This is a genomic window from Methylobacterium sp. WL120 (assembly GCF_008039465.1).
Classification (GTDB): Bacteria; Pseudomonadota; Alphaproteobacteria; order Rhizobiales; family Beijerinckiaceae; genus Methylobacterium; species Methylobacterium cerastii.
This window is the reverse complement of the sequence record NZ_VRUT01000020.1, coordinates 1-21,614: the sequence shown is the minus strand read 5'-3', so window position 1 is coordinate 21,614 and position 21,614 is coordinate 1. Positions and strand designations below refer to the sequence as shown.

The following is a 21,614-nucleotide window of genomic DNA, read 5'->3' as shown; positions in this document are numbered from 1 at the left end:
CGGCCCTTTCCGGGAGCGTTCTTCAAGCGACGTGTCGGCCGTCACCGTCCCCGTGCCGGCCGCGCGGGGCGCAGCCGGGTCTCGCGTTCGTTCAGCGCCACACCGGCAGGTTCAGCCACCAGCCCCACCATTCCGGCCAGCCCTGGGTCCAGAACGGGCCGCTGATCACGATGCAGACGGCGCTCCAGAAGCCGGCCGACAGCGCCAGGAACAGGCCCAGGCGGTGGATGCCCAGCGTGCCGATCGAGTAGCCGATCGTGTCGCGGAAGAAGGTGTCCTCGTGCTCGGGGCTCTTCACGGTCTCGCCCTTGGCGGGGTTCGTGGCCGAGAGGATCAGGCCGCCGTGCATGGCGAGCGCCAGCGTCGTGGTGAAGAAGAAGGTCACCGCGAGCATGTGCGCCGGATTGTAGTGGAAGTGCAGGTACTGGTACCCGGTGTTCGAAACCCAATCGAGGTGGCTGAGAATCCCGTAGGGGAAGCCGTAACCCCAGGCGCCCATCAGGAACGGGCGGACCACCACCAGCACGACGTAGGCGAAGATCGCCATCGAGAAGGCGAAGGGCACGTGGTAGCCCATGCCGAGCTTGCGGCAGATCTCGACCTCGCGCAGCGCCCAGGACGAGAACGACCCGATCGCGCAGAAGGTGATGATCTGCCAGAGGCCGCCCTCCTTGAGCGGCGCCAGCGCGAGCCCGTACTTGATGTCGGGCGGCGCGATGTTGATCTGCCAGATGTTCCAGGTCGGTCCCAGCGCGGCGCCGTAGACGACCAGCGCCGTGCCCAGCAGGGTGAAGAACAGGCCCGTGACGCCGAAGAAGCCGACGTAGAACGGCCCGACCCAGAAATCGAACAGGTCGCCGCCGACGAGGGTGCCGCCGCGGACGCGGTACTTCTTCTCGAAACTCAGCATCGCCATGGCGAAATGCCTCCGGATGGGTCTGCGGCCGTCGGGCGGCGGTCGGCGTCGGGCGCAGCGGGCGGGAGGATCGATCCTCCGGCCCGCCGCGGTCGTTGCGAGGCGTCCCGCGGGACGGCCTTCCGGGCACGCCCGGCCGGCCGCCGCGGGGCCGGGTCACGCCGGGGTCGGCGCGACGATCTGGAGGGAGGCCGCCTTGGAATCCTTGGCGCCCTCCAGCCAGTTGAACCGGCTGGTGCTGAGCAGGATGAAGTGGATCAGCAACGCGAGCACGAAGAGGAAGGTGAACAGAGCCACCAGCGTGCGGCGGGGATCGAACAGGAGCCAGACCTTGTGCATGGTGTCCTCCCTTACGAGATCATCGAGACGAGGCCGTGGACCGCTTGGGCCCCGCCCTCGAGCATGGCGTAGCCCTTCGGCCCGGGCAGCCAGGGGCGCCACATCCAGACCAGGATGTGCGCGACCACGGCGATCGCGGTGAAGATGATGAAGCTCGTCAGGAAGATCGCGTGGAACTCCTTGGCTTCAGGTTCCGTCAGCCCCGAGAGGCTGCTCGGACGTTCGAGCGTTCCGGGATTGGCCATGGTTGAAGTACCTCCGTTTGGCTGACCGCGCGGCAGCGTCGCGCGGGGGGGAGCGCCGTGGCGGCGTTGAGGTGCCACGACCGGACTTCCACCCGTTGCCCGGACGGAAGCGTCTCGAAGGGCCGGGCTGCGCGGTGCGCGTCCGGCTCGGCCCGAAAGCGTCAGCCCATGAAGGCGTAGGGGATGGCCGAGACCGCCATGGCCCTGGCCTCGCCGAAGACCGAGCGGCGCTGAGCCGGGCGCCCGGCCTCGCGCGCCGGCATCACGCGCTGGGCGACCGCGGCGGCGAGGAAGAACGGGTAGGTCGCACCGAGGATGATCTTGAACTGGACCTCCTCCTGATGGAGCCGGGACGTCGCATCGATCGATCGGGCCATGGATGTCCTCCTGGACGCTTGGGCCGGCGCGGTGCGCGGGCTCGGCGGGGTGCGGGCGGATTCGTCCGGCCGGGGCCGGGGCGAAGGGGTGAGGGCGGTAAGGCCGGGCAGGCTCGCGGCGGCGCTCATGCGGCCACCCCGAGCTTGAGGGCGCCGTGGGCGGTCTCGACGTGCGCGGACCCGACGCGGGCGGCGCCGTCGCGGCGTGCGTCGCGCTCGGCGGCGTCGCGCAGGCGCTTGGCCATCGAGATCCGGACCAGGACCGGCTGGCTCTCGACATGCGCGTCGAGGGCTGCGCGCGCCGCCTCGTCCCACGGCAGCTCGCGGTGCATCCGCGCCGGCGTCGCCTCGACCGCATCCATGTCGCGGGCGAGCGGCAGGATGTGGAAGAGCATGTCGAACAGCGCGTTGCAGACTTCCTGCACGAGGTAGGTCGCGCCCGAGTAGCCCATGAACGGGGTGCCGGTGTGCCGCCTGATGATCGCGCCGGGGAACGAGGCCGGCACGAAGACCGCGCGGCAGCCACTTTCGGCCGCGTACATCCGCTCGTTGAACGAGCCGAACAGTACCAGCGGCGGGGTCTTCGCGATGGCCTCGCGGACCGCTTCGTTGTCGGGCTTGGCGCCGGGCTTCCGCGCGAAGGCGAAGGTGCAGGGCAGCCCCATCTCGTCTTCGAGGAAGTGGCGCACGCCGCGCGAATAGGTTTCGGTCGCGACGATGCCGAAGCTCGCGGTGCCGAAGAAGTCCTGCGTCACCGAGCGCCAAAGGTCCCAGACCGGCTTGATCGTGGTGTGCTTCTCGCGCTCGATGAACGGCTCGGGGTCGAGGCCGAGGATCTCGCCGAGCGAGCGCAGGAACTTGGTGGTCGAGAGCACGCCGATCGGGGCCTGTAGGTAGGGCCGCTCCAGGTCCTCGCAGAGCAGGCGCCCGAACTCGCGGTAGAGGCAGACGTTGGCGTCGGCGTTGACGAGCTTGGGCACGTCGGCGAGATGCGAGCCGAGGGGGAAGACCAGGTTGATCTCGGCGCCGATGCCCTCGACCACCCGGCGGATCTCGGCGAGATCCGAGGGCATGTTGAAGGTGCCGTAGGCCGGCCCGATCAGGTTGACCCGCGGGCGCTCGCCGTCCTTGCGGGCGGGGCGCGCCGGAATGCCCTTCTTCGCGAAGCGCTTGGCGCCGTATTCTTGCCAGAGCCAGCGCATCGCCCGGTCTGCGGTCTGCCACTGGTCCTCGTCGATGGTGCGCGGCAGGAAGCGCTGGATGTTGGTGCCCTCCGGCGTCACCCCGCCGCCGATCATCTCGGAGATCGAGCCGGTGACGACGACGCTGGGCTGGCCCGGATCGAGCACCGCGTGCGCCCGCTTCATCGCGCCCTCGGTGCCGTGGCGGCCGAGTTCCTCCTCGCCCAAGCCCGTGACGACGATCGGCAGCTCGTGCGGGGGCAGCGCGTCGGTGTAGTGCAGGACGGAGGTGACCGGCAGGTTCTCGCAGCCGACGGGGCCGTCGATGATGACCTGCAGGCCCTTGATCGCCGTGAAGACGTAGACGGCACCCCAGTATCCGCCGGCGCGGTCGTGATCGAGGACGAGCATCAGGCCATCTCCCCAATCGGGTCGTGGTCGTGCTTTTTCGGCGCGGGCGCCCGCGATACGCTCTTGCGGAGCTGCGGCACGTCCTCCCAGACGCCGGCGGCGTGGCCGGTGCCGACGCCCTCGAAGAAGTCCCGCATCGCGTCGAAGCGGCCCTTGTTGCCCAGCGCGGCGTTGATCACCGTGGCGAGCGAGCCGGCGCCGGCGACGCCCATCAGCGGCCGGGCCGAGATCAGGTTGGTGAAGTACAGGGACGGCGTCCCGGCCTCCTTGGCCTTCTGAACCACCGGGGTCGTGCCGATGGCGAGGTCCGGCCGGTATTCGCGCATCGCGGCGAGGTCGTCCTCTAGCGAGGCGCGGAACCTGACCTGGATGCCACGGGCCTCGAGCCAGTCGCGGTCGGCCTCGGCCCAGGGGGTTCTCGGGCAGGCGGTGCCGACGTAGCGGAGATCCGCGCCGCTCTCGACCAGCAGACGCCCGACGAGAAGCTCCGAGCCCTCGTAGCCGGAGAGCGTGATCCGGCCCTTGATCGGGGCCGCCGCGAGCACGGTGCGGATCGGCGGCAGCAGGCGATTCTTGGCGGCCTCGACCAGGCTCCGCGGCACGGCGCAGGCCTCGCCGATCCGATCGAGCCAGTCACTGGTGCCGTCGACGCCCACCGGCGCCGAGCCGACGATCGGCCGGCCGGCGGCCTCGAACTCGCGGATGCTCGCGGTGTAGAACGGGTGGATCGCCGCCACCGCCGCGCCGTCGAGCGCCGCATAGAGCTCGCGCCACTCGCGTGTCGGGACCACGGGGCCGGCGGCGAGCCCCAGCGGCTCCAGCATCGCGCCGATCACCACCGGGTCGGCCGGGAACATCTCGCCCAAAAGCGCCACCGTCGGGCGCTCGGAGCGGCCGGCGCGCGGCGCCTGGACCGGTCCCTGCTCGGCCTCGGTGCGGGCGAATTTCAGCATCGCGCCGGCGAGCACGTCCTTGGCCTCGGCGTGCGTCGGAACCCCGAAGCCCGGCACGTCGATGCCGATGATGCGGACGCCGTCGATCTCCTTCGGTAGCAGGCGCAGCGGCACGCCGGAGGCGGTGGGCACGCAGAGGTTGATCACCACGACGGCGTCGTAGTCGGCGGGCTTGGCCGTGAGGAACACCGCCTCGCGGATGTCCTCGAACAGCTTGCCGGTGACCAGCGTCTCGGAGTTAAACGGCACGTAGCCGACCGAGCGCTTGGCGCCGTAGAAATGCGAGGTGAAGGTCAGCCCGTAGACGCAGCAGGCCGAGCCGGAGAGGATCGTCGCGGTGCGCCGCATGCGCAGGCCGACCCGGAGCGAGCCGAAGGCCGGGCACATGCTCTGGGGCTGGTCGTGGGGCCCGACCGGATAATCTGTCTTGAGCTGCTCCAGCGTTTCCGACATGCCGGCGGCCTCGGCGGCCGCCCGCATCACGTCCTTGCCGGAATGGCAGCCGAGCCCGTCGCCCTTGGTCGCAGCGACATCGATCGGAGCGGCGGGGACCGGCGCCTGGAGGGCTTCCAGGGCGGAGGCCGGGACCTCCCGGCGGGCGCGAAGCGCTGCGATGTCAAGGGTGACGGCCATGCGGCTCAGACCTCGTCGTAGACGACTTCGAGGGACGGCTTGGTCACGTGGGCGACGCCGCACATGTCCTCGAAGGTCGCCGGCACCAGCACCACGTCGCGGCCGGTGTGCTCGCTCGAGAACAGGCCGAGGAGGCCGTCCTGCGAGAGCGGCGTCGGGTGGTTGGGCTTGGCGTCGGCGACGTTCTGGGCCAGATCCGAGAACAGCGAGCCCCAGCGCCCGTCGGGCCGGCCGATGATCTCGTAGTTCGCGCTCTTCTTGCGGATGTCGTCGTCGGCTGGGATCGACGCCAGCACCGGGATGCCGACCGCGTCGGCGAAGGCCTGGGCCTCGCCGGTACCGTCGTCCTTGTTGATGACGAGGCCGCCGACGCCGACGTTGCCGCCGAGCTTGCGGAAGTATTCGACCGCCGAGCAGACGTTGTTGGCGACGTAGAGCGACTGCAGGTCGTTCGAGCCGACGACGATGACCTTCTGGCACATGTCGCGGGCGATCGGGAGGCCGAAGCCGCCGCAGACCACGTCGCCGAGGAAGTCGAGCAGGACGAAGTCGAATCCCCATTCGTGGAAGCCGAGCTTCTCTAGGAGCTCAAAACCGTGGATGATGCCGCGGCCGCCGCAGCCGCGTCCGACCTCGGGGCCGCCGAGCTCCATCGCGTAGACGCCGTCGCGCTTGAAGCAGACGTCGCCGATGGCGACCGCCTCGCCGGCGAGCTTCTTCTTGGTCGAGGTCTCGATGATGGTCGGGCAGGCCCGGCCGCCGAACAGCAGCGAGGTGGTGTCGCTCTTCGGGTCGCAGCCGATGAGCAGGACCTTCTTGCCCTGCTGGGCCATCATGTAGCTGAGGTTGGCCAGGGTGAACGACTTGCCGATGCCGCCCTTGCCGTAGATCGCGATGATCTGCGTCTCCTTCTTCGCCGGCGCGGTCACCACCGGATCCGGCTCGATCGCCGCCTCCGCGCGCAATGCGGCGTTGGTCAGGTGCATGTTCATGCGTTCCTCCAGTCGAGGACCATCTTCAGGCACTCGGGATCGCCGAAGGCCGTGCGATAGGCCTGCTCCGCCTCCGACGCGGGGCGCCGATGGGTGATCAGGCCGTCGAGCGAGAGGGCGCCGCGGGCGATGAGCGCGCCCACCGCTGCGAGGTCGTGCGGCCGGAATTCGGCGGCGACCCGGATCCGGGCCTCGCGCAGGAAGGCCGGCGGGAACGCGAAGGAGAGCGGTGCCTCGTAGAAGCCGGCAAGCACGATCTCGCCGCCGGGGCTAAGCCGCCCGATCAGCGTGTCGAGCAGGCTCGCATCGCCGCTGACGTCGGTGATCGTGGCGTAGTCGCGGCGCTCGTCCTGGTCGGGGTGGACGACCGGGTAGCCGAACGCGCCCCGCGACCGCACTGGATTGGTCTCCCACACGGTCGGCACCGCGCCGGACAGGGCGACGAGCCGGGCGAGCAGACGCCCGAGCACCCCGTGGCCGACGATCAGGGTGCGCTCGCCCGGGGCGCTCGCGGCCATTGCGTGGTAGGCGGTGGCGGCCAGCGCCAGCAGGATCGCCTTCTCTCCGAGGCTCGCCTCGACCGGCACCAGCTTCTCGGCCGGGACGATCAGGTGGGAGGCGGCGCCGCCGAACAGGCCGCGCACCGTGCCGAAGCAGCGCGCGCCCGGCACGAAGACCGCCTGCCCGACGCTGAGGCCGGAGCCTTCGGGTGCCATCTCGACGATCCCGACCGACTCGTAACCGGGCACCAGCGGGTAGCCCATGCCGGGGAAGCTCGGCATCCGTCCGGTCCAGAGCAGGCGCTCGGTGCCGGTGGAGATCCCGCTCCAGGTGACCGCGACCACCGCGTCGCCCTCTGCGGCCGGGGTCAGCGGAAGGCGATCGAGCGCCAACACCTCCGGTCTTTCGAGAACGACGGCGAGCGCGTCCATGTGCGGTGCCTCTTCCATCCCTGTCCGACTCTCCCAGTCGGCCGATCAGTCATCCTAGAATGACAACACAAAGCGTCAAGTCAAATTTACACTTTTGCCGATTTGCGGGCCACGATCAGGCGTGTCAGCAGGGGACGGCGAGTCTTCACACTTCGGATTTCGGCGAAGCCCGCGGCGCGAAGCATCGCCGACAACTCCTCGGCGGTGCGGGCGCGGCCGCTGCCCATCGCCAGCAGGTAGAAGCCGAAATACGCGTCGCTGATGGGCTCGGCCCCCGGTGTCCCAGCCAGCGGCTCGGCCACCAAAAGCGTGCCGCCGGACGGCAGCGCGTCGTGGGCCGCGCGCAGCAGCACCGCGACGCGGGCGTCGTCGTGGTCGTGGACGATCCGCACCAGCGAGATCGCGTCGGCGCCCCGCGGCAGGGGATCGGAGAAGAAGCTGCCGCCGCGGCAGGCGACCGTGAGGCCGGCGGCCCCGAGCCGCGCCTCTGCCCGCGCGGCGACGGCCGGCAGATCGAACAGCATCAGGCGCAAGCCGGGGTGGCGGGCGGCGGCGGCCGTGACGAAGGCGCCCTCCCCGCCGCCGACATCCATCAGGCAGGCGTGCGAGGCGAGCGAATAGGCGTCCAACACGTCCTCGGCGATGAGCGCCTGCGAGGCCGCCATCAGACGGCTGTAGCCGGCCACCGCGTCAGCCTCCGCGGCGTCGGGCTCGGCGGCCATCGCGTAAGGCCAGTAGCCGGAAAGACGCGTCGGCCCCGTCTCGCCGCGCAGCAGCGCCACCGGGTCGGCGAGGTCGGCGTAGAGCATGGCATGATGCTCAATCATCGCCGCCACCGAGGGGTTGCCGATCAGCGCCGCCCCGAGGTCGGCCAGCGCCCAGCGCGCGTCGGGCAGGCGGGCGATCAGGTCGAGGGAGGCGGCGGCCTTCAACAGACGCTCCGCCCGCTCCGGCGTGAGGCGGAAGCGCTCGGCCAGGACCGCGGTCGGGAGCGGGCCGGGTCGCAGCGTGTGGAACAGGTCGAGGCGGACGCAGGCGAACAGCACCTGCGAGTAGGTGAACCCGGCGCACAGGTCGAACAGCGCCCGCGTGTTCCGCTGCGCGATGCGCCGCGTCAGGGGAAACCCAGCGGCCCAGCGCTGGAACGCCGGGCTCGCCACCCGGGCGATGCGGAACGCGCGAAAGCGCTCGCGAAGGGTGGGGCGCGGGCCGCGTGCGTGCACTCTCCCAGGGGGAGAGGGCTGGAGTGAGGAGCGTGCGTCGTCCGGAAAGGTCACGCCCCTCACACTGTCCCTCTCCCCTTGGACGAGGGGGCCCGCGACCGGACCGGCATCCACCTCCGACAGCATGGAAAACCCCGCCTCAGGCGAATTCGTGGGCGAGGCTCGCGGGCAGGAATAGCCGGGTCTGTGCGGCGATCTCGGCGCGGAGCGCGTCGGCGCCGGGGCAAGTCGGGATCACCTCGATCGCCTCGGCCGAGAGGCGCTTCAGGCGATCGAGCGCGCCGCCGCGGCCGAGGAGCAGGGCGGCGTTCGGGCGCCCGAGGGTGGCGTCGCGGCCGGCCGGCTTGCCGATCTCCTCCTGGCGGCAGGCGACGTCGCGCAGGTCGTCGGCGACCTGATAGGCCTCGCCGAGGCATTCCCCGAGAAGCCGCCAGGGCAGCGGCGTGGCGCCCGCGGCGGCCGCGCCCGCCACGGTGGCGGCGGCGAACAAGGCGCCGGTCTTGGCCTGCTGGTAGTTCGACAGCGCGACCTCGGCCTCCGACTCCCAGGCCTGCCCCGCGACGATGCCGGCCGGCGAGCCGACGGCGCGGGCGACGAGCCCGACCAGCGCGGCCAGCCGCTGCGGGCGCTTGGCTGCACCGCGGGCCAGCGTCTCGAACGCCAGCACGATCAGCGCGTCGCCGGTGAGCACCGCCAGCGGCTCGCCGAAGGCGACGTGGACGGCGGGCTTCTTCCGACGCGTCTCGGCGTCGTCGAAGCAGGGCAGGTCGTCGTGGACGAGGGACGCGCAGTGCAGCAGCTCGATCGCGGCGGCTGCGGCTTCGGCCCCCTGCGGGTCGTCGTCGCCGCAGGCGGCGGCCACCGCGAGGCAGAGCCGCGGTCGGATGCGGTGGCCCCCTGGGAACACCGCATAGCGGATCGCCTCCGCGAGCCGCGGTGGTGCGCCCGGCGCTTCCGCGTAGGCGACGGCGATGTCCAGGGTCCGTTCGATGCGCTGGCCTGCGTCCACCGTGACCTCCCGTGTCAATTTGCGTTGACTTTCTCAAGTGTCATCTATGATTGACACTTGCGGCTCCGGAGATCAATGCCGGATCGTCAAAGCCGCGGAGGAACGATGGCGATCGAGCGGGTCGTGGTGATCGGGGGCGGCATCGGCGGGCTCGTCGCCGCTTTGCGGCTCGCCTGCGCCGGATGCGACGTGACGCTGCTCGAGGCGGCCGACGCGCCCGGCGGCAAGATGCGCAGCGTCGCCGTCGGCGGGACCCGGATCGAGGCCGGGCCCACCGTCTTCACCATGCGCTGGATCCTCGACGAGATCTTCGCGGAAGCCGGCGCGGAGCTCGGCAGCCGCGTCGCGCTCGCGCCCGCGCGCACCCTCGCCCGCCACGCCTGGAGCGCGACCGAGCGCCTCGACCTGTTCGCCGACATCGACGCCTCCGCCGACGCCATCGCCGACTTCGCCGGGCCGCGCGAGGCCGACGGCTATCGCCGTTTCTGCGCGCGCAGCGAGCAGGTCTTCCGCACCCTCGACGCGCCGTTCATCCGCGGCGCCCGGCCGGGTCCGGTGGACCTCGCCCGCCGCGCCGGCCTGTCGGGCCTGGGCGACCTCTGGCGGATCCAGCCCTTCGCCACCTTGTGGGGCGCGCTCGGCGACTATTTTCGCGACCCGCGGCTGCGGCAGCTGTTTGCCCGCTACGCGACCTATTGCGGCTCCTCGCCGTATCAGGCGCCGGCCACGCTGATGCTCGTCGCCCATGTCGAGCAGGCGGGCGTTTGGTCGATCGCGGGAGGCTTGAGCCGGCTCGCCGCCGCGATCGCCGAGCTCGCGTCCGAGCGCGGCGCGACCCTCCGCACCGGCGCCCGGGTCGAGCGCATCCTGGTCTCGGGGGGCGCCGTCTCGGGCGTCATGCTCGTCGGCGGCGAACGGATCGCCGCCGACGCCGTGGTGATGAACGGCGACGTCTCGGCTCTGGCCGCGGGGCTGCTCGGGCCGGAGGCGGTCGGCGCCGCCGACCCGGTGCCCCCGGCCGAGCGCTCGCTCTCGGCGGTGACCTTCTGCCTGAACGCCCGCACCGCGGGCTTCCCGCTGGCGCACCACACCGTATTCTTCTCGAACGACTACCGGGGGGAGTTCGACGCGATCCGCCGCGGGCGGCTGCCGGCGGACCCGACCACCTACGTCTGCGCGCAGGACAGGGTCGGCGACGCGGCGCCGGACGGGCCGGAGCGCCTGCTCTGCCTCGTCAACGCGCCGTCCGTGGGCGAGCGGCCCTTCACGAAACCGGAGATCGACGCATGCGAGACGACGATGCGGGCACGGCTGGCGGCGTGCGGCCTGACGATCGCGGCGGCCGAGACGGCGACCACCACGCCGGCCGGCTTCGCGACGCTGTTCCCGGCGACGGGGGGCGCGCTCTACGGCCGGGCCTCGCACGGCTGGAGCGCGACGTTCAAGCGGATGGGCGCACGGACGCGGCTCCCGGGCCTGTACTTGGCGGGGGGCAGCGTGCACCCGGGGCCGGGGGTGCCGATGGCGGCGCAGTCGGGGCGGATCGCGGCGGACACGCTGCTGGCGGACAGGCGGGCGGCGCGCCCCGTTTCGACACGCCGGTCGCCCGCGACGGCTACGTCTGGTGGTACGTCGACGCCCTGAGCGCGGACGGCAGCCAGGGGCTGACCATCATCGCCTTCATCGGCAGCGTGTTCTCGCCGTACTACGCCTGGGACGCCACGCGGAACCCGTTCGAGCACTGCGCCGTCAACGTCGTCCTCTACGGCGCGCGCGAGAACCGCTTCTGCATGACCGAGCGCGGCAGCAAGTCCCTGTCGCGCGACGCGAACAGCATCCGCATCGGGCCGAGCGGCATGGCCTGGGACGGCACGGCGCTGACCATCACCCTCGACGAGACCACGGCGCCGATCCCCTCCCGGGTGCGCGGCACGGTCAAGCTCTATCCCGCCGGGATCACGCCTGGCCCCTTCACCCTCGACGCGCACGGCGCGCATCGCTGGTGGCCGATGGCGCCGTCCTCGCCCGTCGAGGTCGCCCTCGATGCGCCCGCGATGCGCTGGTCCGGCACCGCCTACTTCGACACCAACCACGGCGACACGCCGCTGGCCGACGCCTTCACGAGCTGGACCTGGTGCCGGGCCGACCTCAGCGACGGCGCGGCAATCCTCTACGACGTCCGCCGCCGCGATGGCTCGGGCCAGAACCTCTCGCTCCGCTTCGACCGCGACGGCACCCGCCGCGACATCCGCCCGCCACTCGCCGCCGCCCTGCCCGCGACGCGGTTCTGGCGCGTGCCGCGGGAGACCCGCAGCGACGACGGGCGGGCCGAGGTGGTGCGGACCTTCGAAGACACGCCGTTCTATTCCCGTTCGCTGCTCTCGGCGCGCCTTGCTGGCGAGGCGGTGCGCCCTGTCCACGAGAGCCTGTCGCTCGACCGATTCCGCAACCCGCTGGTGCGGCTGATGCTGCCGTTCCGGATGCCACGCCGGGCGTGACGGCTTGGTGCCGTCGGTTTAGCGCCGCGCCCGCCGCGCCGGAGCGGTTTGAGAGTAGCGGGTCACCCCAGCCGCTCGGCGATGTGGTCGGCGACGCGCAGCGCGTTGGCGATGATCGTCAACGTCGGGTTCACCGCGCCGATCGACGGGAAGAAGCTCGCGTCGGTGACGTAGAGGTTGTCGAGCTCGTGCGCCTTGCAATTCAGGTCGAGCACCGACGCCTTCGGGTCTGTGCCGAAGCGCAGCGTGCCGGCCTGGTGCGCGGTACCGCTTAAGGGGATGTCCTTGCCGAGGTAGAGCGAGCGCTCGAACAGGTAGGTGTAGAGGCCGCCGGGCCGGAGCAGGTCCTCGAGCTTGCCGCGCAGGCGGTCGTGCGCCTTGCGGTTGGTCTCGCGCACGTCGAGGACGACCCGGCCGTCATGGCCGAGCATCACCCGGTTGTCGGGGTGCGGCAGGTCCTCGCTCTGCAGCCAGAAATCCATGGAGTGGCGAGCCACCATGTCGAAGGGGGCGTCGGGCAGGAAGCCGGTCCATTTCGGGAACTCTTCGCCGCGGATCTGTTCCGGATGCGTCTTGGCGCACATCTGGATCAGCCCCATCGGGAACTCCCAGTCCTTCGACTCGAAGTAGAAGTCCGAGACCGCGAGCGTCTTCTGGAAGACGGTGTCGTTGACCTCCTTCGAGAGCGCCATCAGCACCGACATGGTGTGGCGCATGTAGTTGCGCCCGACCTGGTCCGACCCGTTGGCGAGCCCGTTCGGATGGGCCGAATTGGCCGAGCGCAGCAGCAGCAGCGCCGAGGAGAGCGCGCCGCAGGCGACCACGACCACGTCCGCCGAGTAGCGCTCCGCCCTCCCCTCGCGGGTGACGTTGACCGCGCTCACCGTGCGGCCGGACGGGTCGGTCTCGAGCGTCGAGACGTAGGCGTTGACGAGCAGGGTGACGTTGTCGTGCCGGGCCAGCGTCGGGTCGACGGTCATCACCTGCGCGTCGGCCTTGCCGTTGAGCAGGCACGGGAACCCGTCGAAGGCGTCGCAGCGGATGCAGATGCTCGTCGGGGTCGGCTTGCCGTCGCGCTCGTCGAGCTTGATCCCGAGGGGCAAGTGGAACGGGTTGAGGCCGAGCTTGCCCCAATCGTCCGAGAGCTTCTGGATGCGCGGCTCGTGGCTGACGGGGGGGTGGTCGTAGGGGGCGCTCGACCACGGCTCGTTCGGGTCCTCGCCGCGCTGGCCGTGCACCGCGAACAGCGCCTCGGCCTGCGCGTAGTACGGTTCGAATTCTGCGTAGGAGACCGGCCAGGCCGGCGAGAGGCCGTCCACGTGGCGGACCTCGCCGAAGTCGCGCTCGCGCATCCGGAACAGGGCCGCGCCGTAGACCTTCGAGTTGCCGCCGACATAGTAGTGCAGCGCCGGGCTGAAGGTGCGCCCGTCGCCGCCGTACCAGGTCTCCTTCGCCTGGTAGGCGCCGTCGACGAAGACGGTCTTGGACGACCAGTTGTCCTGCGAGCGCGGAAGGTAGTCGCCGCGCTCCAGCAGCAGGATGCGCTTGCCGGTCTTCGCCAGCCGCGACGTCAGGGAGCCGCCGCCGGGGCCCGAGCCGATCACGATGACGTCGTAATGGTCTTCTCGCATCGGTCGGCCTCGCACTGCGGTATGCTCGAGAGAACGCGTTCGCCGGCCAACGGCACAAGGCAGGCGGCGTTCCGGGTCGGCCGGTCACGGCATCGTGCGCGCTGCGATGCAGCAAACGGGCCCGCCTCGCGCATCCGGCCGGGCAACTGCGGCGGGCGAGCGGCGTTGGCCCCACGAAACCCGATGCCGCCCTTCCCGTGTCCCTGCTTGGATCCCTCAATGCCCGTCACCCCAGGCGCCCGATGACGTGGTTCGATCTCGTGGCTTTGCCGCTGCTGGCGAAGGTCTGCCTCGTCTTCATGTTTCCGCTCAGCGCCTACGACAAGGTCGCGCACTGGGACGAGGCGATGGGGCAGGCACGCTCAGGCCCCCTGCCCTTCCCGGCGCTGCTGCTCGTGCTCGGCATCCTCGTCGAGGCGGTGACGCCGGTGCTGATCGTCGTCGGCGTTTTCGACCGCGCGGCGGCCTTCGTGCTCGCCGGCTTCTGTGCGGTCACCGCGCTGATGTACCACCCGTTCTGGCGCTTCCCGGGCTTCTGGTCGAAGGACGGCGAGGGCCGCGCCCATGTCTGGGACTTCTTCAAGAACTTCGGACTCGTGGGCGGGCTTCTACTGGTGGTGGTCGGCGGCGCCTATGCGCCGGCCTCGCAGGTGGTCGCCCACCCGCTCTCGAGCGGTCCGCAGGCCGCCCCGGCCGTGTCCGCCGCCGACCGTTGACGACCCGCGCGCTTGTACCCTCCGATAGGGAAACCGACATGGCCGATCAACAGAACGGCGGTCCGCCGCCCACGATGCCCTACTGGCACGTCTACACCGACGCCGAGGGTGTCAGCCGGCAGGAGCGCTTCGCGCTTTCGGACTTCACGTTCGAAGGCATCGAGCCGCAGACCGCGCCGCAATGGAACGACAAGCAGGAGCCGTCGAAGGCCAACGTCACCTTCACGGTGCTGCCGGTCGGCTGGGTCGGGCAGTGGCACGAGAACCCGCGGCCGCAATGGATCGCGATCCTGTCGGGTCGCTGGTTCGTCGAGACCATGGACGGCACCCGCGTCGAGATGGGGCCGGGCGAGCTGATGATGGGCGAGGACCAGAACACCAGGGCGCGCGACGGACGGAAGGGCCACCTTTCCGGCACGGTCGGGACCGAGCCGTGCACGATGATCGTCACCGGCCTCGACGTGACGCCGACCGTGAACCAGCCCGGACGCTTCAAGTAGGTTTGGCGGCGATGGATGGTTTCGAGGTCACGCAGCCGCGGTTCAAGGCCTTCGTGCTGCCGAACGCGCCGCTGGAGACGCTCGCCGAAGGCTTCCGCTGGTGCGAGGGGCCGGTCTGGTTCGGCGACCGCGACGAGCTGCTGTTCTCGGACCTGCCCAACGACCGGGTGATGCGCTGGAGCGAATCCGGCGGCGTGTCGGTGTACCGTTCGGGCACCGGCTTCGAGAACGGGCACGCCCGCGACCGCGAGGGGCGCCTGCTCTCGTGCTCGCACCGCGACCGCCGGATCACCCGCACCGAACACGACGGCACGATCTCCGTCTTGGTCGAGCGCTATCGGGGGCGCCGGCTGAACTCGCCGAACGACATCGTCTGCAAGTCCGACGGGACGATCTGGTTCAGCGACCCGCCCTACGGCATCCAGACCGACTACGAGGGCGGCAAGCAGGAGGCGGAGCTTCCCGCCGCACTCTACCGCTTCGACCCGCGCGACGGCTCGCTCGACGTGGTCGCCGACGACTTCGACGGGCCGAACGGCCTCGCCTTCTCGCCCGACGAGACCAGGCTCTACGTCGCCGAGAGCGGGCTGCAATTCGCCGACGACCCGAAGCGGTTCATCCGCGTCTTCGACGTCGCGCAGGACGGGTCGCTCTCGGGCGGCGGACTCTTCCATACCGTCGAGCCGGGCTTCGCCGACGGCTTCCGCTTCGACGAGGACGGCTTCCTCTGGTCGAGCGCCGGCGACGGCGTGCATTGCATCGATCCGCACGGCGAGCGTGTCGGCAAGATCCTGGTGCCGGCGACGGTCTCGAACCTCGCCTTCGGCGGGCGCAACCGCAGCCGCCTGTTCCTCTGCGCCTCGCACACGCTGTATGCGATCTACACCAACCGGCGCGGGGCGCGCCTCCTGTGAGCGCGGGCATCCGAGGGATCACCGGCTTTGAGCGCACCGTTGCGGACCTTGCGCGGACGGAAGCGTTCTACCGCGACGGGCTCGGGTTTGCGCAGGTCGGGTCGATCGAGCCGCTGCCGGCGGCAATCGCCGACGCTTACGGCTCAGACGGCGCCGTGGCCGCGCGCCTGACGATGCGGCTCGGCGCACAGTTCGTGGCGTTCCTGGCCTTCGACCCGCCGGGTGCGCCTTACCCGGATGTGCCGCTCGCGAACGATCCGGTGTTCCAGCATCTCGCGATCCCCGTGCGTGCGATGGAGGCCGCCCACGCGCAACTCCTGCGACTGTCGCCGCAGTCCATCAGCCACGGCGGGCCGCAGGCGCTGCCCGAGAGTTCGGGCGGCGTCACCGCCTACAAGTTCCGCGACCCCGACGGGCATCCCCTCGAACTGATCGCCTTCCCCGGCGGCCCGGCCGCGGAGCGATGGCGGACGGCGCCGGGCCTGTTCCTCGGCATCGACCATTCGGCGATCACCGTGACGAACCTCGATCGCGCGTTGGGCTTCTATGCCGACCTGCTCGGGTTACGCGTGGCCGGGCGCGGGCTGAACGCGGGCGAGACCCAGGCGCGCCTCGACGGTGTTCCCGATCCCGTCGTCGATGTCGTCGGCCTCGAACCGCCGGTCTGCGTCACGCCGCACCTGGAACTCCTGCATTACCGTCGGCCCGACACGAAGCGGCCGACGCCGGCCCCCTACGGCCCGCGCGACCCGGCGACGACGCGGCTCGTGTTCGAAGCCGACGACGTCACCGCCACCACGGAAGCGATCCGGCGGGCGGGCTACCGGGTCCGCCTGTCGGCCGACGGCCGCAGTGCCTACGCCGAGGGTCCGGACGGGCACGGGCTCCGGGTCGTCGGCAGCGCGGGCGGCGCGGGCGGCGCGTCGGACCGGTAACCACCCTCGTCCGTTGTGCGCAATCGGGTTCTTCACTGCAACTGCAGATCGTGGCATGTGCCGTGCTCCGCCGGCCCTGTCCCAGGTGGCGGCCGCCTCGGCCCGGAGACCCGCATGACCCGTTTCCCGCTCCTCCGCCACGTCGTAATCGGCGGCGTCGTGCTCGCCGGCTTGGCCGTCGCACCGACATCCGCCGAAGAGGCCACCACCGCCGAGCAGACCGTCGACGCGATGAACAAACTGTGGGGGCAGCATCCCGGCATGCGGGCGAACCACGCCAAGGGCACGGTCGTCGAGGGCAGCTTTACCCCGAGCACAGAGGCGGCCAGGCTCAGCAAGGCCTCGGTCTTCGCCGGCCCCGCTGTTCCGGTCACCGGGCGGTTCTCGGACGCGACCGGCATCCCGACCATCCCCGACGGCTCGGCCGACGCCAACCCGCACGGGCTCTCGCTGAAGTTCAAGCTGGCCGACGGCAGCGAGATGGACGTCGTCACCAACAGCCTGAAATACTTCCCGGTCGCCACCGGCGAGGAGTTCCGCGACCTGCTCGTCGCGATCGCCAAGAGCGGGAAGGATGCCGGGACGCCGACGCCGGCCGAGGCCTTCGTTGCGAGCCATCCGGCCGCCGGCAAGGCCGGCGCCACCGCCAGGACGCCGACGAGCCTGGCGCGTCAGACCTACAACGGCGTCAACGCCTTCGTCCTCGTCGACGCGGCCGGCAAGCGGCAGGCCTTCCGCTACCGTATCGTGCCGGTGGAGGGCGAGGAGCTGCTCGCGGCCGAGGAGGGCGCCAAGCAGGCGCCGGACTACCTGATGTCCGAGATCCGCACGCGGCTCGGCACGGCGCCGGTCGCCTACAAGGTGCTAGCCCAGCTCGCCGAGGCCGGCGACCGGACCGACGACGCGACCAAGCCCTGGCCCGAGGAGCGCCGGTTGGTCGACATGGGCACCCTGACGCTGACCAAGCCCGTCGCCGACAGCGCGAGCGCTGAGAAGGCGCTGCTGTATCTTCCGAACGCCCTCACCGACGGAGTCGAGGTGTCGGACGACCCGTTGATCGACGCGCGGGTCCAGGCCTACGCGGTCTCATTCGGGCGGCGCTCGCAGTAGAGGCTCGGCGCATCGCCCGTTTCACCAGATGCGGGTGACGCGGCCGTCGAAGACGGCATCGGCCGAGACCAGCGGCATCGCGTGGATCAAAGCCGTTGCCGCCAGGAGACGGTCGAACGGATCGCGAAGCGGCCAATCCATGCTGCCGGCCATCAGGCAGATATCACTGGTCAGCGACGCAGATCTTCCGCCCTGCCTCAGTAGGAGGTCAACGAGGCTGTCGGCGAAGGGGGCCATGTCTGGCCATTTGCCGAGGCGGACCTTCTGACCGATCTCGAAGAACGTGATCGGACTCACATAGACGGTCGTAGCGGCAGATATGCTCTGCCGTGCCACCTGCGATAGGCGACGATCGTTCGTCAGCGACCAAGCCCAGGTATGCGTGTCCAGAAGGAGACTTGCGCTCAACGCTCACCCTCCCACAGGGCGAGTTCCTCGGTGTTCATTGGTTCGAAGAAATCGGGACCCGAACCTGCGACCTGACCTTCCAAGAGCCCGATCTTGAAGGTGGTCTTCGGGATGGCGACCAGTTGTACGACGGGCTCGCTTCCGCGGGCGATGATGACCTCCTCGCCACGCAAAGCCGCCTCGATCAGCTTGGACAGCTGAGTCTTCGCTGCGTGAACGGTGACCTGCATGGCGAACTCTCATCGCGAAACGTCGCGATCTTAGCTAACTCGACTAACCTTTCAAGGCGCATGGACGTCGCCCGTCTGATATCGAGTCGCGAGCCGAACCCAGGACCGACACCCCGGGCTTGACGCCCCCGGCCCCCGCGTCCAATGCCGCCGTTTCCACGGGAGGCCCCGATGCTTTTCGCCCTGCCCTTTCCGGCCATCGACCCGGTCGCCGTCGCGATCGGGCCGATCACCATCAAGTGGTACGCCCTGGCCTACATCGCCGGGCTGATCGGCGGGTGGTTCTATGCGCGCCGCCTCGTGATGGCCGAGCGCTACTGGGGCGTGGTGCGCCGTCCGACCACCGTGGACATCGACGACATGATCGTCTGGGTGGCGCTCGGCGTCGTCCTCGGCGGGCGGATCGGCTACGTGCTGTTCTACAATCTGCCGATGTACCTCGACGATCCGATGGAGATCCTGGCGATCCGCAATGGCGGCATGTCGTTCCACGGCGGCTTCCTCGGGGCGGTGCTGGCGATGCTGCTGTTCGCGCGCTCGCGCAAGCTCGGCGGCTACACGCCGCTCGACCTCGCCGCCGTGGTGGTGCCGATCGGGCTGTTTTTCGGCCGCATCGCCAACTTCGTGAATGGCGAGCTGTGGGGCCGGGTCGCGCCCGACTTCGCCTACGCCGTCGTCTTCCCCACCGGCGGCCCGCTGCCGCGCCACCCGAGCCAGCTCTACGAGGCCGCGACCGAGGGGTTGCTGCTGTTCATTGTGATGGCGCTGGCGGTGAACCGCTTCGGCTTCCGGAAGCCGGGCCTTCTCGGCGGCATCTTCGTCCTCGGCTACGCCGTCGCGCGGACCGTGTGCGAGCTGTTCCGCGAGCCGGACCGCCAACTCGGCTACCTGTTCGGCGACCATCTCGGGCCGCTGGGCGGCGGCGTGACCATGGGCATGCTGCTCTGCGTCCCGATGGCCCTCGTCGGGCTCGTCTTCATCGGGCTCGCCGCCCGCGGCGTGACGCGACCACGACACCCGGCCGAGGCCGCCCCGGTTCCCGTGGCGCCGGCACCGGACGGTTCGGTGCGGCCTTGAGCGCTACGCCGCTCGGCGCCGAGATCGCCACGCTAGTCCGCGAGACCGGCCCGATCGGGATCGACCGCTACATGGCGCTTTGCCTCGGGCATCCGGTGCACGGGTACTACTACACCCGCGACCCCTTGGGCCCGCGCGGCGACTTCACCACCGCCCCCGAGATCAGCCAGATGTTCGGCGAGCTGATCGGGATCTGGATCGCCTCGGTCTGGGCTGCGATGGGGGCGCCGGCCCCGCTGCGCCTGGTCGAGCTCGGCCCCGGCCGCGGCACACTGATGGCCGACGCGCTGCGGGCGCTGCGCACCGTGGCGCCGACGGCCGCGATCGACCTCCATCTCGTCGAGACCAGCCCGGTCTTGCAGACGGCGCAGGCGGCGGCGCTCGCGGCCGCCGCGCCGACCTGGCATGCCGACGTCGCCGCGGTGCCGCACGGCCCGGCCATCGTGGTCGCCAACGAGTTCTTCGACTGCCTGCCCGTGCGCCAGTTCGTGCGCACCGCCCGCGGGTGGTGCGAGCGGCTGGTCGGCGTCTCGGACGGTGCGCTCGCCTTCGGGCTCGCACCGGACCCGAACCCCGCGATCGGCGCCGTCGCAGTTGAGGGCGCCGTGATGACCCTGCCCGCGCTCGCGCTCGACCTGACCCGTGCCCTGGCGCGACGCGTCCGCGACCAGGGCGGTGCCGTTCTGGTGATCGATTACGGTCATGCCCAGCCGGGCTTCGGCGACACGCTGCAGGCGGTGGCGGCGCATCGCTTCGTCGGGCCGCTCGATGCGCCGGGCGAGGCCGACCTCACGGTCCACGTCGACTTCCCGGCGCTGGCACGCGCGGCCTCGGAGGCGGGCGCCGCGATCCACGGCCCGATCGACCAGCGCGACTTCCTCGACTCCCTAGGCCTGCCCGCCCGCGCGGCGCGGTTGACGGCGCGGGCGACGCCGGCCCAGGCCGAGGCGATCACGGCGGCGGCGCGACGCCTCACCGATCCGGCCCCCGGCGGCATGGGGAGCCTGTTCAAGGCGATGGCGATCACCCATCCCGCGCTCGCTCCGCCGGGCTTCGCGCCGGGCTGAAGCGGCGGGCGAGCCATCGTCAGCCTCGCCGCCTTCGGTTATCGACGGGGCCGACGTGATCCCGCATCGCGGGTGCCAACCCTCGCTAGGAGCCGCCATGTTCGTCGAAGCGCCGGAACTCAGCTCGCATTCGGGCATCCGCCACGCGTTCTTCACCCGGCAGGGCGGCGTCTCCGAGGGCCTCTACGCTTCCTTCAACGGCGGGCTCGGCTCGCAGGACAGGCCCGAGGCCGTCGCCGAGAACCGGGCGCGGATGTGCGCGCAGCTCGGGCTGCCCGCCGACCGGATGGCGAGCCTCTACCAGGTGCATTCCGCTGAGGCCGTCGTGGTCGCGGCGCCGTTCCCCGTGGATGAGCGCCCGAAGGCGGACGCCATGGTGACGCGGGTTCCCGGCCTCGCGCTCGGGATCGCGACGGCCGATTGCGGCCCGATCCTGTTCGCCGATCCCGAGAACGGCGTCGTCGGCGCCGCCCATGCGGGCTGGAAGGGCGCGCTGACCGGCGTGGTCGAGGCGACGGTCGCGGCCATGGAAGGGCTCGGCGCCCGGCGCGGCGCGATCGTCGCCGTCCTCGGCCCGACGATTTCGCAGGCCGCCTACGAGGTCGGCGCCGACTTCATGGCGCGCTTCCGCGACGAGGCGCCGGGGTCCGACCGGTTCTTTTCGGACGGTTCGCGCCCCGGCCACGCGCAATTCGACCTGTCCGGGTTCGTGCGCATGCGTCTGGAGCAGGCGGAGATCGGCGAAGCCGCGATCCTCGGCCTGTGCACCTACGCCGACGCCGAGCGCTTCTACAGCTATCGTCGAACCACCCACCGCGGAGAAGCGGATTACGGGCGGCTGATCTCCGCCATCGCCCTGACTCCATGAAGCCGGTTCCCGGGATGCGACAATCTGTCCAACGCTGAGACAGGAAAAAAGCGTGGCAGCAAGTGAACCTTGACCATTCGAGGGTGTTTATCGCTTCAGGTACCAAGGGATAACGGTGGGACGCCACAAAGGGGCCGTCTTCAGGACGGTCGGCGTTACCGCGATGCAACAGCATCCTTGGAGCCGTTGACTTAAAGACGGGCAATCGGTGCCGGACGGGGCAAAAGTCCGGCGGCACCAGATGGAATGAGGACCAGACCATGAAATCCATGCTTCGGGGCGTCACCGCCCTCGCCGGCATCGCGCTCGCCGGCTCCGCCTTCGCTGCCGACCTTCCGCGTCGCGCACCGCCGCCGGTGTTCACGCCCGTTCCGGTGTTCACCTGGACCGGCGCCTACTTCGGTATCAACGCCGGCTACGGCTTCGATGCCAGCGAGCGCCGCGGCGCC

The 21,614-nt window shown here is 70.7% G+C and carries 23 protein-coding genes and 1 pseudogene; 11 read left to right on the top strand and 13 right to left on the bottom strand.

The features are described 5' to 3' along the window. Positions 1-91: 91 nt before the first annotated feature. The 10 genes from pufL to FV229_RS06315 all read right to left on the bottom strand — a co-directional run bounded on the left by pufL (position 92) and on the right by FV229_RS06315 (position 9,211). Positions 92-916, bottom strand: a complete 825-nt coding sequence (gene pufL / locus FV229_RS06360) for a photosynthetic reaction center subunit L (RefSeq protein ID WP_147751151.1) — start codon at positions 914-916, stop codon at positions 92-94. Between the two features lie 156 nt (positions 917-1,072). After that, the gene (gene pufA / locus FV229_RS06355) at positions 1,073-1,255 is read right to left on the bottom strand and encodes a light-harvesting antenna LH1, alpha subunit (RefSeq protein WP_147730006.1); all 183 of its coding nucleotides are present in this window, start codon (positions 1,253-1,255) and stop codon (positions 1,073-1,075) included. An 11-nt stretch (positions 1,256-1,266) separates the two neighbouring features. Beyond that, on the bottom strand, positions 1,267-1,500 hold the full coding sequence (gene pufB, locus FV229_RS06350) for a light-harvesting antenna LH1, beta subunit (RefSeq protein ID WP_147730005.1): 234 nt from the start codon (positions 1,498-1,500) through the stop codon (positions 1,267-1,269). Positions 1,501-1,661: 161 nt separating this feature from the next. Beyond that, the gene (locus FV229_RS06345; protein WP_147751150.1) at positions 1,662-1,877 is read right to left on the bottom strand and encodes a hypothetical protein; all 216 of its coding nucleotides are present in this window, start codon (positions 1,875-1,877) and stop codon (positions 1,662-1,664) included. A gap of 125 nt (positions 1,878-2,002) precedes the next feature. Beyond that, positions 2,003-3,469 (bottom strand): chlorophyllide a reductase subunit Z, encoded by a 1,467-nt coding sequence (gene bchZ, locus FV229_RS06340; RefSeq protein WP_147751149.1) that lies wholly within the window; start codon positions 3,467-3,469, stop codon positions 2,003-2,005. Next, positions 3,469-5,055, bottom strand: a complete 1,587-nt coding sequence (gene bchY / locus FV229_RS06335; protein WP_147751148.1) for a chlorophyllide a reductase subunit Y — start codon at positions 5,053-5,055, stop codon at positions 3,469-3,471. The genes bchZ and bchY overlap by 1 nt, the downstream gene beginning before the upstream one ends. A gap of 5 nt (positions 5,056-5,060) precedes the next feature. Beyond that, positions 5,061-6,047: a chlorophyllide a reductase iron protein subunit X gene (locus tag FV229_RS06330; protein ID WP_147751147.1), complete on the bottom strand. Its 987-nt coding sequence runs from the start codon at positions 6,045-6,047 to the stop codon at positions 5,061-5,063. Continuing rightward, entirely contained in the window at positions 6,044-6,979 is a 936-nt protein-coding gene (gene bchC / locus FV229_RS06325; RefSeq protein ID WP_147751174.1) for a chlorophyll synthesis pathway protein BchC, read from the bottom strand. The genes FV229_RS06330 and bchC overlap by 4 nt, the downstream gene beginning before the upstream one ends. 86 nt (positions 6,980-7,065) lie before the next feature. Further along, positions 7,066-8,202 (bottom strand): acetylserotonin O-methyltransferase, encoded by a 1,137-nt coding sequence (locus FV229_RS06320; RefSeq protein WP_246688075.1) that lies wholly within the window; start codon positions 8,200-8,202, stop codon positions 7,066-7,068. A 139-nt stretch (positions 8,203-8,341) separates the two neighbouring features. After that, complete coding sequence (locus FV229_RS06315) at positions 8,342-9,211, bottom strand: polyprenyl synthetase family protein (RefSeq protein ID WP_147751145.1); 870 nt, start codon at positions 9,209-9,211, stop codon at positions 8,342-8,344. Between the two features lie 105 nt (positions 9,212-9,316). On the opposite strand from FV229_RS06315, the gene crtD reads away from it, so the two are divergent. Both crtD and FV229_RS06305 read left to right on the top strand, forming a co-directional pair. Further along, complete coding sequence (gene crtD, locus FV229_RS06310) at positions 9,317-10,855, top strand: 1-hydroxycarotenoid 3,4-desaturase CrtD (RefSeq protein ID WP_147751144.1); 1,539 nt, start codon at positions 9,317-9,319, stop codon at positions 10,853-10,855. Beyond that, entirely contained in the window at positions 10,852-11,709 is an 858-nt protein-coding gene (locus FV229_RS06305) for a carotenoid 1,2-hydratase (protein WP_147751173.1), read from the top strand. The genes crtD and FV229_RS06305 overlap by 4 nt, the downstream gene beginning before the upstream one ends. A 62-nt stretch (positions 11,710-11,771) precedes the next feature. Here FV229_RS06305 and FV229_RS06300 read toward each other — a convergent pair whose 3' ends face one another. After that, the gene (locus FV229_RS06300) at positions 11,772-13,340 is read right to left on the bottom strand and encodes a GMC family oxidoreductase (RefSeq protein WP_147751143.1); all 1,569 of its coding nucleotides are present in this window, start codon (positions 13,338-13,340) and stop codon (positions 11,772-11,774) included. 242 nt (positions 13,341-13,582) lie between these two features. Here FV229_RS06300 and FV229_RS06295 point away from each other — a divergent pair, with 242 nt between their 5' ends. The 5 genes from FV229_RS06295 to FV229_RS06275 all read left to right on the top strand — a co-directional run bounded on the left by FV229_RS06295 (position 13,583) and on the right by FV229_RS06275 (position 17,515). Then, entirely contained in the window at positions 13,583-14,056 is a 474-nt protein-coding gene (locus FV229_RS06295; protein WP_238272523.1) for a DoxX family protein, read from the top strand. A 38-nt stretch (positions 14,057-14,094) separates the two neighbouring features. Continuing rightward, positions 14,095-14,556, top strand: coding sequence for a cupin domain-containing protein (locus FV229_RS06290; protein ID WP_147751142.1), 462 nt, complete (start codon positions 14,095-14,097; stop codon positions 14,554-14,556). Positions 14,557-14,567: 11 nt separating this feature from the next. Further along, a complete protein-coding gene (locus FV229_RS06285; RefSeq protein ID WP_147751141.1) occupies positions 14,568-15,470 on the top strand; it encodes an SMP-30/gluconolactonase/LRE family protein in 903 nt (300 codons plus the stop codon). Further along, positions 15,467-16,405, top strand: coding sequence for a VOC family protein (locus FV229_RS06280; protein WP_147751140.1), 939 nt, complete (start codon positions 15,467-15,469; stop codon positions 16,403-16,405). The genes FV229_RS06285 and FV229_RS06280 overlap by 4 nt, the downstream gene beginning before the upstream one ends. Before the next feature lie 114 nt (positions 16,406-16,519). Next, a complete protein-coding gene (locus FV229_RS06275; RefSeq protein WP_147751139.1) occupies positions 16,520-17,515 on the top strand; it encodes a catalase family peroxidase in 996 nt (331 codons plus the stop codon). Between the two features lie 21 nt (positions 17,516-17,536). Here the strand turns inward: FV229_RS06275 and FV229_RS06270 are convergent, their stop codons facing one another. Next, positions 17,537-17,923 carry a type II toxin-antitoxin system VapC family toxin gene (locus tag FV229_RS06270; protein ID WP_147751138.1) on the bottom strand — a complete coding sequence of 129 codons (387 nt, stop codon included), beginning with the start codon at positions 17,921-17,923 and terminating at the stop codon, positions 17,537-17,539. Further along, the gene (locus FV229_RS06265) at positions 17,920-18,153 is read right to left on the bottom strand and encodes a type II toxin-antitoxin system Phd/YefM family antitoxin (protein ID WP_147751137.1); all 234 of its coding nucleotides are present in this window, start codon (positions 18,151-18,153) and stop codon (positions 17,920-17,922) included. The genes FV229_RS06270 and FV229_RS06265 overlap by 4 nt, the downstream gene beginning before the upstream one ends. 171 nt (positions 18,154-18,324) lie before the next feature. Between FV229_RS06265 and lgt the strand changes: the two genes are divergently transcribed. From lgt to FV229_RS06245, 4 genes and pseudogenes are all read left to right on the top strand, one after another. Continuing rightward, positions 18,325-19,230 (top strand): prolipoprotein diacylglyceryl transferase, encoded by a 906-nt coding sequence (gene lgt / locus FV229_RS06260; protein WP_147751136.1) that lies wholly within the window; start codon positions 18,325-18,327, stop codon positions 19,228-19,230. Beyond that, positions 19,227-20,297, top strand: coding sequence for an SAM-dependent methyltransferase (locus tag FV229_RS06255; protein WP_147751135.1), 1,071 nt, complete (start codon positions 19,227-19,229; stop codon positions 20,295-20,297). The genes lgt and FV229_RS06255 overlap by 4 nt, the downstream gene beginning before the upstream one ends. Positions 20,298-20,394: 97 nt before the next feature. After that, the gene (gene pgeF, locus FV229_RS06250) at positions 20,395-21,165 is read left to right on the top strand and encodes a peptidoglycan editing factor PgeF (protein WP_147751134.1); all 771 of its coding nucleotides are present in this window, start codon (positions 20,395-20,397) and stop codon (positions 21,163-21,165) included. A 260-nt stretch (positions 21,166-21,425) separates the two neighbouring features. Further along, a pseudogene (locus FV229_RS06245) lies at positions 21,426-21,614 on the top strand (porin family protein); the annotation flags it as partial.

What these genes read in the sequence shown, in the direction of transcription:
- pufL (WP_147751151.1), bottom strand. Translation starts at nt 916, where the DNA reads ATGGCGATGCTGAGTTTCGAGAAGAAGTACCGCGTCCGCGGCGGCACC.
- pufA (WP_147730006.1), bottom strand. Translation starts at nt 1,255, where the DNA reads ATGCACAAGGTCTGGCTCCTGTTCGATCCCCGCCGCACGCTGGTGGCT.
- pufB (WP_147730005.1), bottom strand. Translation starts at nt 1,500, where the DNA reads ATGGCCAATCCCGGAACGCTCGAACGTCCGAGCAGCCTCTCGGGGCTG.
- FV229_RS06345 (WP_147751150.1), bottom strand. Translation starts at nt 1,877, where the DNA reads ATGGCCCGATCGATCGATGCGACGTCCCGGCTCCATCAGGAGGAGGTC.
- bchZ (WP_147751149.1), bottom strand. Translation starts at nt 3,469, where the DNA reads ATGCTCGTCCTCGATCACGACCGCGCCGGCGGATACTGGGGTGCCGTC.
- bchY (WP_147751148.1), bottom strand. Translation starts at nt 5,055, where the DNA reads ATGGCCGTCACCCTTGACATCGCAGCGCTTCGCGCCCGCCGGGAGGTC.
- FV229_RS06330 (WP_147751147.1), bottom strand. Translation starts at nt 6,047, where the DNA reads ATGAACATGCACCTGACCAACGCCGCATTGCGCGCGGAGGCGGCGATC.
- bchC (WP_147751174.1), bottom strand. Translation starts at nt 6,979, where the DNA reads ATGGACGCGCTCGCCGTCGTTCTCGAAAGACCGGAGGTGTTGGCGCTC.
- crtD (WP_147751144.1), top strand. Translation starts at nt 9,317, where the DNA reads ATGGCGATCGAGCGGGTCGTGGTGATCGGGGGCGGCATCGGCGGGCTC.
- FV229_RS06300 (WP_147751143.1), bottom strand. Translation starts at nt 13,340, where the DNA reads ATGCGAGAAGACCATTACGACGTCATCGTGATCGGCTCGGGCCCCGGC.
- FV229_RS06295 (WP_238272523.1), top strand. Translation starts at nt 13,583, where the DNA reads ATGACGTGGTTCGATCTCGTGGCTTTGCCGCTGCTGGCGAAGGTCTGC.
- FV229_RS06290 (WP_147751142.1), top strand. Translation starts at nt 14,095, where the DNA reads ATGGCCGATCAACAGAACGGCGGTCCGCCGCCCACGATGCCCTACTGG.
- FV229_RS06285 (WP_147751141.1), top strand. Translation starts at nt 14,568, where the DNA reads ATGGATGGTTTCGAGGTCACGCAGCCGCGGTTCAAGGCCTTCGTGCTG.
- FV229_RS06275 (WP_147751139.1), top strand. Translation starts at nt 16,520, where the DNA reads ATGACCCGTTTCCCGCTCCTCCGCCACGTCGTAATCGGCGGCGTCGTG.
- FV229_RS06265 (WP_147751137.1), bottom strand. Translation starts at nt 18,153, where the DNA reads ATGCAGGTCACCGTTCACGCAGCGAAGACTCAGCTGTCCAAGCTGATC.
- lgt (WP_147751136.1), top strand. Translation starts at nt 18,325, where the DNA reads ATGCTTTTCGCCCTGCCCTTTCCGGCCATCGACCCGGTCGCCGTCGCG.
- pgeF (WP_147751134.1), top strand. Translation starts at nt 20,395, where the DNA reads ATGTTCGTCGAAGCGCCGGAACTCAGCTCGCATTCGGGCATCCGCCAC.